Genomic DNA, 14,536 nt, shown 5'->3' on the forward strand with positions numbered 1-14,536 from the left:
GTTTTTGAAAGAATTGACCAACTTCTAGGCCGATGAAAAAAGTCATCATTATTGCAGGTCCAAACGGCGCAGGAAAAACTACCTTTGCCCGTGAATACTTGCCTAATGAGGCCAATTGTCCAATCTTTATCAATGCCGACCTGATTGCGGCCGGGTTGGCCCCCCTCTCCCCTGAAACGACCGCTGATGGCCACAATATCCCAACCCCTACTAATAAGCGTAGATTCAAAGCGGGTTTAGCAAACCTTCATCAGCTTTACAGCGCTCTAGCAAATTCATGGTCTTTGTATGACAATTCAGCCAATGAACCTAAATTAATCTCTCGCGGCGTAAATCTATGGATGAAAAAGAAAAGTTAATAGAAAAAGAGTTTGAGGGCATTGATCAAGCCCTATGGCGCGCAGCTCAAGCTGCAAAAAAACTGGCAGAGCAAACTGGTACGCCTTATGTAGTTTATCAAGGCCATACGAATGACAAGCTTCAACAACAGGTTGTTACATATAAACAATAGTTTGTGGTGGACTGAGTAACTAGTCCGTACTAACGCGCTAATCCACTCTAGGAAAAGTAACACCGCGGGATACTTGGTAGAAATAATAAAAGGGGCATGATATGCAAGCTAATCCCAGAACTCTAGATGATTTATTTAATTCGCAGCTTCGGTACGTTGTACCAATGTTTCAGCGGTTATATGTATGGCAGGAACATCCACAATGGCAAACACTGTGGGAGGATATAACTGAAAAAGCAGAGCTTCAGTTATTTGGTAAAAAGTCGAACCCTCACTATCTTGGCGCCCTAATTATTGAAGGTGTAAAGCCAAGCTCACCAAGAGAAGTAAAACGGTTTTTGGTTATTGATGGTCAGCAACGCTTGACCACATTACAGATTTTACTATGTGCTTATAGGGATTACTCAAAAAGTAAAGGTTGGAACACTCTAGATAGAACAACAACGAGGTACCTAGAAAACGCCGACTCGGACGTAATGGAGAAGCCCGAGGAAGAGTTATATAAATTGTGGCCTACCACTTTAAATCGCTCTGTGTTTACAGATATTCTGTCGGCAAAATCTAAAGATGAAGTTGAGAAAAAACATCCTCTTATTTGGATTGGCCGAAAGCGCAAACCCGAGATTAGGAATGGATTAGTAGAATCTTATCTATTTTTCTATAAATCTATTGAGTTATGGGTAACAACACAAGCTGTGAAATCTGGTGACTCAGAAGAAAACTGTGCTTTTAAACTACTTCAAGCGCTTCAACAAGATTTTTGCGTGGTTGAAATTTCTCTTTCTGAGGGGGATGACTCTCAAGAAATATTTTACTCACTCAATTCACAAGGACGGCCATTATCCCAATCAGATTTATTGCGCAGCTTAATTTTTATGCGTGCAGAAAAAGAGCAATTAGACAGAGATGCAATTTTTGAAGATTATTGGAGTAAATTTGAAACAACCTTTTGGAGTAGTGAAGAAAAGCGAGGCGGCCGCTCATATTCTCGCTTAGATTTAGGCCTACGATATTTCTTAACTGCCAAAACCGCTCTTCTTATTGATGCTAGACGAGTAAATGAAGAATATAAAAAATGGATCAGTGTTCAACCAGCAAGATACAAATCTGTTCGAGAAGAATTAGCAGACCTCTCCAAACACGCAGATATCTATGAACATTATGAAACAAGAGTATGGGGGCTACCCAGTACGGATTTGCGTCGTATATTATGGGATTTCGATGTTTCCACAACAGTACCATTACTGATGCATTTACAATTGGAAGCAAAATTATCTGAATCTGAACTCAGAAATTGTCTTACAACTCTGGAGTCTTTTATTGCTAGGCGCGTTATTACTGGTGAAGAGACTAAGGAATACAATAAGCTCTTTATTGAAGTGATTGCTGCCATTCAAGGAAGTAAAGGGCCAGATGTACCGATTGCTCTTCAAAAAAAGCTTTTGTCTGGTGGTGGCACAACCCGTCGCTGGCCAACAAATGAGCAAGTTTTTGAAAAAGTTTTGAGTCGTCCAATATTCAAAGAGTTAAAAACACCATCATTGCGAATAATTCTTGAAAGACTAGAGTTAGCGTTACGAGGTAAAAAATCTGAGGAACAACACCTACCTGGGGATTTACAAATTGAGCATGTTTTGCCCCAAAGGTGGGCAGCTCACTGGCCATTATCAGGCAAGTCGATACCTGACAACTTTGCGCAATATCCTTACTTAGCTAAGGATGGATTTGAAGAATTTAGTGATGCAATTCGTTCAAGAAATAATAAATTACATACCTTAGGAAATCTTACGCTATTAAACAAATATCTCAATCCAGCAGCCAGCAATGGTTCATTTGCATTAAAACAGCAAGAATATGGTAATTCAGTTCTTCGTTTAAACCGGCACTTCAGTAGAATATCTGACTGGAATGAATCAGAAATAGAGGAGCGGGGAGGGATTATTGCAAAATTACTGTGTGAAATTTGGCCTTACCCGCATTAATTATGTCTGAAATAAAGTTAAGGCATGCCTATCGTCTACTTAACCACGGCCCCACCACTATTGTAACTGTTTCCCATCATGGGCAGCAAAACATCATGGCCGCCGCCTGGGTCTGCGCTTTAGACTTTAATCCAGCCAAAGTCACCGTCGTCATTGATAGCAAAACCTACACCCGCGAACTGATGGAAGCGGAAGGGACTTTTGCCATCAACCTGCCCTGCGTCAAGCAAATCGAGATGGTAAAAAAGGTGGGGAGTATCAGCGGCCGTGATTTGCCAGGCGCAGACAAGTTTTCTGAATACGGCATCGAAACCTTTGCTGCAGACAAGATCAGCGCGCCGCTGGTGAAGGATTGCGTGGCGTGGCTGGAGTGCAAAATCATCCCCGAGCCGCATAACCAGAACACTTACGACTTGTTTATTGCTGAAGTGATCGCGGCGCATGCCGATGCGCGTGTATTTAGTGACGGCCGATGGCATTTTGAGGGGCATGACGACTTGCGTACGATACACCATATTGCGGGTGGCGTATTCTTTGCCACGGGCCAAGCCTGCTAACCTCTAGACTCATGCAAAAAATCAGCCCTGCCCTGTTGGTCAGGGCTTTTTTATTGCCTGCGATCTTGTTAAAAGTTGAAACTTTTTACTTTACATTGATGTCAATTTATTAGCCTGTAGTTGAAATAGGGGTATTACAGGCCTGATATCCCGCTTATTTCCCTCGCGGAAAACATGGATGCAAGCAGCATCTTTCAATCTAATGGACGTGAAGTCCTGCAGCATTTTTCATCATGATCAATTGCAGTTGCCAGGCCTGAGGTGCAATTGCCTTGCTTTGTGGTGAGCCAGTGGAGGTACACATGCGTGTGAATAAAAAAGAACCCTCAGAATCCTTGTACGTGCTGCTAATCAGCGTACATGGTTTGATTCGTGGCCAGCAACTTGAGCTGGGCGTGGATGCCGATACCGGCGGGCAATGCACTTATGTACTGGATTTGGCAAATGCGTTGGCGGAGCATCCGCAGGTCGGCAAGGTCGACCTGATGACGCGGTTGATCGACGACCCGCAAGTGGCGAGCGATTATGCGCAGCCTGAAGAGAAACTCAGCGATAAGGCGCGTATTATCCGCTTTCCATGCGGTCCCAAGCGCTATATACGCAAAGAGCTGTTATGGCCACACTTGGACCAAATGGTGGACCGTTGCCTGCATTACTTGCGCCAGCAAGGCCGCTTGCCAGATGTGATCCATTCCCACTATGCCGACGCTGGCTATGTGGGCCGCCAGTTGTCTATGCTGCTGGGCATTCCGCTCATTCATACCGGCCATTCACTGGGCAAACCCAAGCAGGCGCGCCTGCTTTCCAGTGGCCGCAAGTCAGACAAGATTGAAAAGCAGTTTAATTTTGAGCGCCGTATTGCCGAGGAGGATGCGCTGATTCAGCATGCCTCTATGATCGTGACCAGCACACGCCAGGAGGTTGAGCTTCAATATGGCATGTATGCGCAAGCCGATCATCAGCGCTTCCGCGTGATCCCGCCCGGCACAGACACATCGCGCTTTTCGCCGCCAAGCCGCCGGGCAATACCGGCAACGCTGGAGCAGAGTATCCATCGCTTTTTGCACGACCCGAAAAAACCGATGATTTTGTGTATTTGCCGGCCCGAGGTGCGCAAAAACATCAAGGGCTTGCTAGCTGCTTATGGCAGCCACCCGGCGCTGCAAAAGAAGGCTAACCTGGTGCTGGTCGCCGGTAGCCGAGAGCGCATTCGAGACCTGGAAAAATCGCAGGCACAGGTGTTGAATGAATTGCTGCTGGATATTGATGCCTATGACTTATGGGGCAAAGTAGCGATTCCCAAAAGTCATGCGCAAGAAGATATCCCAGAACTGTACCGCATGGCGGCCAAAAGCCGTGGCGTATTTATCAACGCGGCCTTTACTGAGCCGTTTGGGCTGACCTTGCTCGAAGCTGCGGCTTGCGGCCTGCCGGTGATTGCGCCAGATGATGGTGGTCCTCGCGATATTCTGGCCAATTGTCATCATGGCTTGCTGGTAGACACGCTCGATAGCGATGCGATTGCAGAGGCACTGCTCTCAGCCCTCACGGATAAAGCACGCTGGCGCAAATGGGCCAAGAGCGGCGTCTTGAACGTCAAACGCCATTACACCTGGGCGGGTCATGTGAACAAATATGTCAGAGAGGTACACCAACTGCTAAGGAAACAACGCAAAAACCTGCGCAAGCAACAGGCCGCGCTGCATCAAGGCAAGTCACCGATCCCGCTGGCAAAATATGCGTTTATCACAGACATAGACAACACCTTGCTTGGCAACCAACAGGGGCAGCTGGACCTGGTGGAATGGCTGGTGGCCAATGTCGGCTATAACATTTTTGGCATCGCCACCGGGCGCCCGCTGGAAAGTGCGATTGAGATATTGCGTAAAAACAATATTCCTATCCCGGATGTGCTCATTACCTCCGTCGGCTCGGAAATTCACTATGGGCTCAACCGCACGCCAGATATCGGCTGGGCTAACCATATCCGCCATTTATGGCGACGTGATGACTTGCTGAAAGCGTTAGCGGAGTTGCCTGGGCTACGTCTGCAATCTGCTGAAAACCAGCGTGAATTCAAAATTTCTTATGTGGTGGATGCCAGCAAGATGCCGCCTGTGAAAAAAATCCGCCAGCATCTGCGCAAGCAGGGGCTGCACGCGCAAATCATTTATTCACACGGTGAGTTTCTGGATATCTTGCCGGTTCGCGCTTCCAAAGGCCATGCCATTCGCTATTTGTCTTACAAATGGGATTTGCCACTGGCCAACTTCTTGGTGGCAGGCGACTCTGGCAATGATATTGAGATGCTGATGGGCGACACCATGGCCGTCGTAGTGGGTAACCATAGCGAAGAACTGGCACATTTAAAAGGCATGCCAAGGATCTTTTTTGCCGAGGCCACGCATGCGCACGGCATTCTGGAGGGCATGCGCCATTATAAATTTGGCAGCGCAACAGCCTGAAATAATCAGATCAACAAGGACCTCGATACATGTACGAACAAATTTCCCACGCGGTGTTGAACGAGATTCTGTCTTCGTTCAAACAACCGGCTGGCAAAGACTGGCACTATTTTTATACTCGGCTGGGCGCTAACTTTTACGCCATTTATTCGCTGTTTCAGCATCTGTATGGTCAGCGCGAAGACTTTAAGCCACAACTGGGGCGGCTGGTGGAAGTGCTGGCGACACAATATGCACAGCGCGCGCCACATTTGCGTGCAAAAGACCTGGAGCGCGAAAAAAACCATGACTGGTTTATGCAGCAAAAGTGGGTGGGTATGGCGCTCTACAGCCAAGGCTTTGCGGGTAGCCTGGCCAATATGCGTGACAAGCTGCCCTATATGCAAGATCTCGGCATCAATCTCGTGCATATCATGCCAATTTGTGACTGCCCGGCGCATGAGAATGATGGCGGCTATGCGGTGCGCGACTTCAGGAAAGTGGATGCGCGCCATGGCACCATGGAGGATTTGGAACAGTTGATTGCCGCCATGCAGCAGTGCGGAATCCTGCTAACGCTGGATGTGGTGGTCAACCATACCTCAGATGAGCATGCCTGGGCGCAACAAGCCAAACAAGGCAACCAGACCTATCAAGATTATTACTTCATGTATCCTGACCGCACGCTGCCTGACCTGTTTGAAAGCGCCATGCCGGAAGTGTTTCCTGAACAGGCCCCAGGCAGTTTTACCTTTAACGCCGACACCGGCAAATGGGTGATGACGGTCTTTAATCATTACCAGTGGGACCTCAACTACACCAACCCTGCTGTGTTCATTGAGATGGTGGACATCATCCTGTTTTGGGCAAACAAGGGCGTAGATATTCTACGGCTGGATGCCGTAGCGTTTTTGTGGAAAAAAATCGGTAGCAGTTGCCAGAACGAGCGCGAAGCCCACCTGATTTTGCAATTGCTCAAGGATTGTTGCCAGATTGCAGCCCCCGGTGTGATCTTTATTGCCGAGGCGATAGTTTCGCCGACAGAAATTATCAAATACTTTGGTGAAGATGCCATCAACGCCAAGGAATGTGAAATTGCATATAACGCCACATTTATGGCACTGCTTTGGGATGCAGTCGCCACCAAACGTACCGTATTACTGACCAAGGGCGTGGAGGACTTGCCGGAAAAACTGGACCGCGCAACCTGGCTCAATTATGTGCGCTGCCATGATGATATTGGTCTGGGCTTTAGTGATAAAGCCATTATCGAAGCCGGATTTGAACCGGTGTCACATCGCCGCTTTTTGGTCGATTATTACACCGGACATTACCCTGAATCGAATGCACGCGGCTTTGCCTTTGGCGTCAACAAAAAAACCGGCGATGCCCGCATATCTGGTGCGCTGGCCTCACTGGCCGGGCTGGAAATGGCCCTGCAAACACAGGACCCACTGGCGATTGAAAATGCGATCAAAACCATCGTCTTGTTGCATAACCTGATTTTGTCGTTTGGCGGAATCCCACTGATTTACTATGGCGATGCGGTTGGTACACTCAATAACGACAGTTATCTGCAAGATGAAAACAAAATGCACGACAACCGCTGGGTACACAGACCCACGCTGGACTGGGAGTTGATGGCACGCCGTCACCAGCCAGGCACCGTCGAACAACGGATTTTCAGCCAGATCAAGCAACTGATTGCGATCCGCAAGGAGACTTCAGCCTTTGCCGATTTAAACAACCGCGCGCTGATTACACAAGACAATCCGCACCTGTTCGCCTTCCACCGCTATGTGCCCTCTGGCATGCATGCCAACGTGGTGGTAATTGCCAACTTTGCCACACAAGCGCAACAGGTCAACCTGCAGCAGTTTAAGCAACGAGGCCTGTTTAAAGCCAGGAAGATGACGGATTTGTGCAGTGGTTCAACGATCTCCACCGAGCAGGAGACTCTAGAAATCCCAACCCTCACCGCTTACTGGCTATCCAGTTAGTACATTTATTTTATTGATCGAAAGGAGTGTTTGACACCATGTCTTGGTTTACATACTTAGGAATAGAGCAACCTGCGGAAATACTGGCGCTGGTAAAAACCCTGCTGCGTATTTTTTTCATTATTGGCGTGGCTTATTTTCTCAACCGGCTGAGCAAAAGCCTGATTGTGAAACTCAGGGATAAGCTAAACTCCAGGCAAGTAGTCAACCTGGAAGAGATCAAGCGTCTCAACACGCTCAGCATGGTGCTGCGGTATATCGTCACCACCGTGATTCTGGCGATTACCGTGGTTGAAATTCTGCATGAGCTTGGGATTTCTATTGCGCCGGTACTGGCGGCAGCCGGGGTTGTTGGTTTGGCAGTGGGCTTTGGCGCACAGAGCTTGGTCAAGGATTATTTTAATGGCTTTTTTCTGCTACTCGAAAACCAGATTCGCAAAGATGATGTCGTGGAAATTGCCGACAAAGCTGGCTTGGTGGAAGAAATTACGCTGCGTTATGTGAAGATGCGCGATTACGAAGGCAATGTGCATTATGTGCCCAATGGCCAGATCAGCACGGTAACCAATCGCTCGCGTGACTTTGCCTATGCCGTGATGGATATTGGTGTAGCTTACAAAGAGAATGTGGCACGCGTCATACAAGTCATGCTTCAAGTTGGAGCAGACTTATGTATGGACGACGAATTTAAACCTATTATTTTGGATAATCTGGAGATGGCTGGAGTCGACAATCTTGCAGACTCTGCTGTTGTCATTCGCTGTCGTTTAAAGGTACTTCCTTTACAGCAGTGGACCATCAAACGTGAGTACCTGAAACGGATCAAGAATGCCTTTGATGCAGAAGGTATTGAGATTCCCTTTCCACACCTTACGGTTTATCAAGGCAAACAGGCCGCATGATAAAAAGTGGAAAATCTTCCGCTTTCTTGTGGCTACCAAAGTGATATTTGGACAACGCAGGTAAGACAACCTCAAGAGAATACCTGATACACTCGACCACAAAATATGCAAGCCGAAAGGCTGAAGGTAGCTGATAAATTCAGATATCACAGACCCATCCAGCAAACTGAGGCATTTGTGAAAATAGAAAATTCGTCTATATGTTGTTTGCTCAATTAGTCAGTTGACGGATCACTTGTGCTAAATGCTCGGCCTGGGCCTGCACCAAACTCTGGTTCAACCCTTCGACCATCACGCGGATTTTGGGCTCAGTGCCAGAAGCGCGTAACAAGACCCTGCCCTCACCTTTGAGCGCAGCCTCAGCTTGTTGCACAGCAGTTTGCACGGCCGCCTGGTTCAAGTCCAGCTTTTGTTTGGTGGTTACATTAATCAACACCTGCGGATATAGCGTCAGGTCAGCACCCAGCTGTTGCAAGGACTTGCCGCTTTCACGCAAGGACTGCAACACCTGCAGGGCAGCAATAATCGCATCACCACTCGAGTGTTTATCCAGCGTGAGGATATGGCCAGAATTCTCCCCGCCCAGTTTCCAGTTTTTCTCCTGTAACAGCTCTAACACATAACGGTCGCCGACATTGGCACGGCCAAACGGAATCTGATGCTTTTGCAAGGCGTGTTCCAAGGCCAAATTTGTCATGAGGGTACCGGCCACGCCGCCCTTGAGTTTGCCTTTGGCATACTGGCCCATGGCAATAATATAAAGCAACTGGTCACCATCCAGCAGCTTACCTGCACCATCGACCATCATGACACGGTCGCCATCACCATCAAAGGCAATGCCTAAATCTGCCTGATGTTCCACCACGGCTTTTTGCAGGGCTTGCGGGTGTGTGGAACCCACCTGCTCGTTAATATTGAGGCCATCAGGATGATTGCCTATGGCGATGACGTCTGCCCCCAACTCATGGAACACCGGCGGCGCGACATGGTAGGTGGCGCCATGCGCACAATCGAGCACAATTTTGAGGCCACGCAGATCAAGGTGATTGGGAAACGTGCTTTTACAGAATTCGACATAGCGGCCCGCTGCGTCATCGACACGCTTGGCTTTGCCCAGTTGCGCTGAATCCATGACCTGCATGGGCTGGGCCAGCGCAGCCTCAATCGCATACTCAATCTCGTCCGGCAACTTGGTGCCCTGCGCAGAGAAAAACTTGATCCCGTTATCATAGTAAGGGTTGTGTGAAGCAGAAATCACAATACCGGCCTGCGCACGCAAGGCGCGGGTGAGATAAGCCACGGCAGGCGTCGGCATGGGGCCAGTCAGCAGCACATCCACCCCAGCAGCAGACAATCCGGCCTCCAGGGACGCTTCCAGCATATAGCCAGAAATCCGCGTATCTTTGCCTATCAATACTGTGGGGCGTTTACCCGCAGGCAAGTGTTCATGGCTGGCCAATACACGTCCGGCTGCATAGCCCAAGCGCATGACAAACTCTGGCGTAATCACCGACTCTCCGACGCGTCCGCGAATGCCATCAGTACCGAAATATTGCTTACCCATGTGTGTATCCTTTAATCGTTATGCTTGTATATGGTCATGCTGAGCTGGCTATTTAAGTGCAGCAACCACCTTGAGGGCTTCAACCGTTGCCTTGACATCGTGCACGCGTAACAGATGTGCCCCTTGCATGGCACTAATTACGGCAGCAGCTACACTGGCGTGCAATCTGGCGTCGACATCGTTGCCCGTCATTTGTCCCAATACCGATTTACGCGACAGGCCAACCAGCAATGGGCAGCCCAGTTCGCTAAATTCAGGCAAAGCCTTGGCAAGGGCAATATTGTGCGCGCGCGTTTTACCAAAGCCAAAGCCTGGATCCAGCATAATCCGGTCTTGGGCGATGCCTTCCGCCAGACACATATCACGCTGGGTCTGCAAAAACAGTTTGACCTCCGCCACCACATCCTCATAGTGAGGATCCAGCTGCATGGTTTGCGGCATCCCTTGCATATGCATGATGCAAACACCAGCATCGCTCTTTGCAACCACCTCAAGCGCGCCAGGTTCCTGCAAGCCTCTTACATCATTGACGATGCTGGCGCCAGCCTCAATCGCGGCCTGCATCACGGCAGGCTTATAAGTATCAATGGAGATCGGAACGGGAATATCGCGTGCGACCAGGGCTTCTATTACCGGCACCACGCGTTGTAATTCTTCGGTCAGGGAGACAGGTGTCGCATTAGGCCGCGTAGACTCACCACCGATATCGAGCACCGCGGCGCCTTGTTCGATCAATGTCAACGCATGATGCACCGCGGCATCCACCTGCTGGAATTGACCGCCATCGGAAAAGGAGTCCGGCGTAACATTGACGATACCCATGACTTGGGGCTGGTCAAAATTGAGACGAAAACGTCCACAATGAAAGAGCATAGGTCATTGATTTCCAAAAAAACAAAGGCTGGCAAAAGCCAGCCTTGTTATTTTAACTGAAAGCCAGGTTGTCACAAACCTGTGGCCAACCTGAACCTCAATCTTTAGTTAGGCTTTAGGTCTCAGTATCATCGCCTTTTGCCGTTGGTTGTGGTGCCGGGTTTACCATGGTGCCTGAACCACTGCCACCAGAACTGATGGTAGGTCCATTTTTCTGCTTGGGTGGACGCACTGGCAAACCAGCCATAATGTCATTGACCTGATCAGCATCAATGGTTTCGAACTCCATCAAGGCTTTAGTCATCGCCTCCACTTTGTCGCGGTTATCTTCAAGCAATTTGCGCGCAATCGCATATTGCTCATCCAGGATACGGCGAATTTCAGCATCGACTTTTTGCTGCGTGGCTTCTGAGACGGTCCGTGAAGACATACTGCCCATCCAGGAATCCTGCTCGCTACCTGCATAGACCATGGTCCCCAGCGAATCGGACATCCCGAACTTGGTCACCATGTCACGCGCCATTTTAGTCGCACGCTCAAAGTCATTCGAAGCGCCGGTAGACATCTGGTGCATGAAGATTTCTTCAGCAATCCGGCCACCAAACAGAATCGAGATATCTTCCAGCATTTTGTCCTTGTAATTGCTGATACGGTCATGCTCAGGCAACTGCCAGGTCAAGCCCAGCGCCCAGCCACGCGGCATAATGGTGACCTTGTGCACAGGGTCCGCTTTCGGCAGCAACTTGGCGACCACCGCATGCCCGGACTCATGATAGGCCGTATTCAACCGCTCCTCTTCACGCATCACCATAGACTTGCGCTCTGGGCCCATGAAGATTTTGTCTTTGGCATCCTCAAAATCTTGCATATCTACCGTGCGTTTATTACGACGTGCAGCGAACAATGCCGCTTCGTTGACCAAGTTAGCAAGATCAGCACCACTAAAGCCTGGTGTACCACGGGCAAGAATATCCGCTCTCACGTCTGGATCAATCGGCACTTTACGCATATGCACATTGAGGATTTGCTCACGACCTTTGATGTCTGGCAAGCCGACCATGACCTGACGGTCAAAACGGCCAGGACGCAATAATGCTTTATCCAGGACATCGGCACGGTTAGTTGCCGCAATCACGATCACACCGGAATTGGCCTCAAAACCATCCATCTCAACCAACATCTGGTTCAACGTTTGCTCGCGCTCATCGTTACCGCCACCCGTACCTGCACCGCGGTGACGACCGACCGCATCAATCTCATCGATAAATACGATACAAGGGGAGTTCTTTTTGGCGGTTTCAAACATGTCACGCACACGCGCAGCACCTACGCCAACGAACATTTCCACAAAGTCAGAGCCAGAGATACTGAAGAACGGGACTTTGGCTTCACCGGCAATCGCACGGGCCAGCAATGTCTTACCGGTCCCAGGCGGGCCTACCATCAATACGCCACGCGGGATGCGGCCGCCCAGTTTCTGAAACTTGCTTGGATCCTTCAAGAATTCAACCAACTCAGCCACTTCTTCTTTGGCTTCATCGCAACCGGCCACATCAGCAAATGTGGTGCTGTTGTTGGATTCATCCAGTTGACGTGCCTTGCTCTTACCGAACGAGAATGGGCCACCGCCCTTGCCGCCACCTTGCATCTGGCGCATGAAGAAAATCCAGACACCGATCAAGAGAATCATAGGGAACCAGGAGACAAAAATGCTCATAAGCATGGATTCATGCTCTTCTGGTTTGGCTTCTACGATAACGTTATTTTTAAGCAGGTCTGATACCAACCATGGATCGGAAGGCGAGAATGTCTCATAGTTTTTGCCCTCGTTGGTAGTCACATGCAAGGAGCGACCATCAATCTGCACCTTGGCTACGCGGCCATCCTTGACCTCTTGCATGAACTGAGAGTAAACCACCTGGCCACTGCTTCTTCCCGTGCCGCTAAATTGATTAAATACCGTCATCAGCAACAAGGCAATTGCTACCCAAATCGCGATATTCTTCAGTAGATTATTCAAAGTGGTTCCTTAACTTTAAAAACGAAAGGCAGGGAGAATCCCTAAGAAAATAATGGAGGCAAAGCCTATAATTTCAAGCCTTCAATGGCATTGTATACCCATTTTTTTGCTTGTGCGATCAAACTAAACGCAAAAAAGCATTGCAATTCAAGCTTTTCGCTGCAAGCCCAGCAGATACACTTCACTGCTACGATCACGCGAGGCTTTAGGTTTACGTGTGACGACTTTGGCAAACTGGCCACGCATTTGTTTCACAATTTCCTCAAAGCCACTGCCAATAAAGACTTTGACCAGAAAGTTGCCGCCCGGTTTCAACCAATGCTGACAAAAATCCAGGGCGAGTTCCGTCAAATACGTCGCCCCTGCCTGGTCAACATCTTTGAGTCCGCTGATGTTAGGCGCCATGTCGGCAATCACCAGATCGACCAGCTTGCCATTCAGCGAGGCCTCCAATTGCTGCAGCACCGTTTCTTCGCGAAAATCGCCGCAAATAAATTCCACACCGGGAATCGGATGCATCTCCAGAATATCCAGTGCAATCACGCGGCCCTGGCCTTTAATGCGCTGGACCGCGACCTGTGACCAGCTGCCAGGTGTAGACCCCAGATCCACTACGGTCATGCCAGGCTTGATCAATTTATCTTTATCGTCAATTTCGAGCAGCTTATAAGCAGCGCGGGCACGGTAGCCGTCTTTTTGCGCACGCTTGACGAATTCGTCATTAAGATGCTCTTGCATCCAGGCTTTACTGGTTTTGGAGGGTTTCATAGGGGGAATTCCTGCTTCATGCTAAAATGCGATCTGTTTACAAGGAATATTTTGCATGCAATTAAACAGCAAACAAATCGCTTATTTACGTGGTCTGGCACACAATTTAAATCCGGTAGTCATGATAGGCAACAATGGCCTGACAGACGCGGTACTCAAGGAAATCGAGGTCAGCCTCAATGCCCACGAGCTTATCAAAGTTCAAGTGGCGGGCGATGACCGCGATTTGCGTAAATCATTATTCGAAGAGATCGCCGATAAAGCGAGCGCCATCGCAGTGCACCATATCGGCAAACAACTGGTGTTTTATCGCGCCAGCGAAACCGTGAAAGCTTCAGCGAAGATCGTGATCCCCAAGCTGTAATCAGGCTCACAAACACGCCTGATACAAAAAACGCGCATTCCTTTGCGCGTTTTTTTATTGGCCTCAGTTCGACTTGACCACCAACCAGACGCCTAACAAACACTCAATCATGTAAGCAATACTCGCCACACCATGCCAGGTTTTAAAGCGGCTGGCGAACACACTTTGCATCACATCGTTTGGCAGAGCACTGGCTTTGAGCTGAGCCAATAATGGCTGGATGCCAAATTCGCCAATCAGGACCAGTATCCACATGATGAGGATCACCCAGAACAGGCCTTGCTTGAATGCGGAAAAACCGTCACTCGCCAGCCGCTGGATCAACAACCACAAGCCGCTGACAAGCCCAATGTAGCTGACAATGGTAAACAACTTTCCTGCTACGTTTCCGGCCAGCATATGGTCAGGAATGGTTTTGAACAGCACACTGGCGGTGATGGCGGTCATCCACAAAGCCCCCACCCACAGCGTAAGTAAGACCGGGTTTAACCATCCGGTGAGTCCTGATTGCTTGGCCATCGCTGCTACGCTCCTATTTTCTGCTATTCACG

General features: G+C 49.1%; 13 protein-coding genes. 8 read left to right on the plus strand and 5 right to left on the minus strand.

All coding sequences use genetic code 11. From position 1 onward, the window contains the following. Positions 1-32 precede the first annotated feature (32 nt). From ACT53C_RS11305 to ACT53C_RS11335, 7 genes are all read left to right on the plus strand, one after another. Positions 33-359, plus strand: coding sequence for a hypothetical protein (locus ACT53C_RS11305; RefSeq protein WP_476146223.1), 327 nt, complete (start codon positions 33-35; stop codon positions 357-359). Further along, entirely contained in the window at positions 338-511 is a 174-nt protein-coding gene (locus ACT53C_RS11310; protein ID WP_476146225.1) for a hypothetical protein, read from the plus strand. The genes ACT53C_RS11305 and ACT53C_RS11310 overlap by 22 nt, the downstream gene beginning before the upstream one ends. 101 nt (positions 512-612) lie before the next feature. Next, complete coding sequence (locus ACT53C_RS11315; RefSeq protein WP_476146227.1) at positions 613-2,493, plus strand: DUF262 domain-containing protein; 1,881 nt, start codon at positions 613-615, stop codon at positions 2,491-2,493. A 2-nt stretch (positions 2,494-2,495) separates the two neighbouring features. After that, positions 2,496-3,050 (plus strand): flavin reductase family protein, encoded by a 555-nt coding sequence (locus tag ACT53C_RS11320; protein ID WP_476146229.1) that lies wholly within the window; start codon positions 2,496-2,498, stop codon positions 3,048-3,050. Positions 3,051-3,352: 302 nt separating this feature from the next. Then, the gene (locus ACT53C_RS11325) at positions 3,353-5,515 is read left to right on the plus strand and encodes an HAD-IIB family hydrolase (protein WP_476146230.1); all 2,163 of its coding nucleotides are present in this window, start codon (positions 3,353-3,355) and stop codon (positions 5,513-5,515) included. Between the two features lie 29 nt (positions 5,516-5,544). Further along, positions 5,545-7,494, plus strand: coding sequence for an alpha-amylase family protein (locus ACT53C_RS11330; RefSeq protein WP_476146232.1), 1,950 nt, complete (start codon positions 5,545-5,547; stop codon positions 7,492-7,494). Between the two features lie 38 nt (positions 7,495-7,532). After that, positions 7,533-8,396: a mechanosensitive ion channel family protein gene (locus ACT53C_RS11335; protein ID WP_476146234.1), complete on the plus strand. Its 864-nt coding sequence runs from the start codon at positions 7,533-7,535 to the stop codon at positions 8,394-8,396. Between the two features lie 211 nt (positions 8,397-8,607). Here ACT53C_RS11335 and glmM read toward each other — a convergent pair whose 3' ends face one another. The 4 genes from glmM to rlmE form a co-directional block, all read right to left on the minus strand. Continuing rightward, a complete protein-coding gene (gene glmM / locus ACT53C_RS11340) occupies positions 8,608-9,960 on the minus strand; it encodes a phosphoglucosamine mutase (RefSeq protein WP_476146236.1) in 1,353 nt (450 codons plus the stop codon). 48 nt (positions 9,961-10,008) lie between these two features. Then, a complete protein-coding gene (gene folP / locus ACT53C_RS11345) occupies positions 10,009-10,833 on the minus strand; it encodes a dihydropteroate synthase (RefSeq protein ID WP_476146238.1) in 825 nt (274 codons plus the stop codon). Between the two features lie 115 nt (positions 10,834-10,948). Then, entirely contained in the window at positions 10,949-12,853 is a 1,905-nt protein-coding gene (ftsH, locus tag ACT53C_RS11350) for an ATP-dependent zinc metalloprotease FtsH (protein WP_194747119.1), read from the minus strand. Positions 12,854-13,000: 147 nt separating this feature from the next. Next, on the minus strand, positions 13,001-13,621 hold the full coding sequence (gene rlmE, locus ACT53C_RS11355; RefSeq protein WP_476146240.1) for a 23S rRNA (uridine(2552)-2'-O)-methyltransferase RlmE: 621 nt from the start codon (positions 13,619-13,621) through the stop codon (positions 13,001-13,003). Positions 13,622-13,676: 55 nt separating this feature from the next. On the opposite strand from rlmE, the gene yhbY reads away from it, so the two are divergent. Next, complete coding sequence (yhbY, locus tag ACT53C_RS11360; protein ID WP_476146242.1) at positions 13,677-13,985, plus strand: ribosome assembly RNA-binding protein YhbY; 309 nt, start codon at positions 13,677-13,679, stop codon at positions 13,983-13,985. A gap of 63 nt (positions 13,986-14,048) precedes the next feature. On the opposite strand, the gene ACT53C_RS11365 is transcribed toward yhbY, so the two are convergent. Further along, entirely contained in the window at positions 14,049-14,504 is a 456-nt protein-coding gene (locus ACT53C_RS11365) for a DUF4149 domain-containing protein (RefSeq protein WP_194747122.1), read from the minus strand. Positions 14,505-14,536: the final 32 nt, after the last annotated feature.

The organism is Methylophilus sp. DMC14 (assembly GCF_056314085.1).

What these genes read in the sequence shown, in the direction of transcription:
- ACT53C_RS11305 (WP_476146223.1), top strand. Translation starts at nt 33, where the DNA reads ATGAAAAAAGTCATCATTATTGCAGGTCCAAACGGCGCAGGAAAAACT.
- ACT53C_RS11310 (WP_476146225.1), top strand. Translation starts at nt 338, where the DNA reads ATGGATGAAAAAGAAAAGTTAATAGAAAAAGAGTTTGAGGGCATTGAT.
- ACT53C_RS11315 (WP_476146227.1), top strand. Translation starts at nt 613, where the DNA reads ATGCAAGCTAATCCCAGAACTCTAGATGATTTATTTAATTCGCAGCTT.
- ACT53C_RS11320 (WP_476146229.1), top strand. Translation starts at nt 2,496, where the DNA reads ATGTCTGAAATAAAGTTAAGGCATGCCTATCGTCTACTTAACCACGGC.
- ACT53C_RS11325 (WP_476146230.1), top strand. Translation starts at nt 3,353, where the DNA reads ATGCGTGTGAATAAAAAAGAACCCTCAGAATCCTTGTACGTGCTGCTA.
- ACT53C_RS11330 (WP_476146232.1), top strand. Translation starts at nt 5,545, where the DNA reads ATGTACGAACAAATTTCCCACGCGGTGTTGAACGAGATTCTGTCTTCG.
- ACT53C_RS11335 (WP_476146234.1), top strand. Translation starts at nt 7,533, where the DNA reads ATGTCTTGGTTTACATACTTAGGAATAGAGCAACCTGCGGAAATACTG.
- glmM (WP_476146236.1), bottom strand. Translation starts at nt 9,960, where the DNA reads ATGGGTAAGCAATATTTCGGTACTGATGGCATTCGCGGACGCGTCGGA.
- folP (WP_476146238.1), bottom strand. Translation starts at nt 10,833, where the DNA reads ATGCTCTTTCATTGTGGACGTTTTCGTCTCAATTTTGACCAGCCCCAA.
- rlmE (WP_476146240.1), bottom strand. Translation starts at nt 13,621, where the DNA reads ATGAAACCCTCCAAAACCAGTAAAGCCTGGATGCAAGAGCATCTTAAT.
- yhbY (WP_476146242.1), top strand. Translation starts at nt 13,677, where the DNA reads ATGCAATTAAACAGCAAACAAATCGCTTATTTACGTGGTCTGGCACAC.
- ACT53C_RS11365 (WP_194747122.1), bottom strand. Translation starts at nt 14,504, where the DNA reads ATGGCCAAGCAATCAGGACTCACCGGATGGTTAAACCCGGTCTTACTT.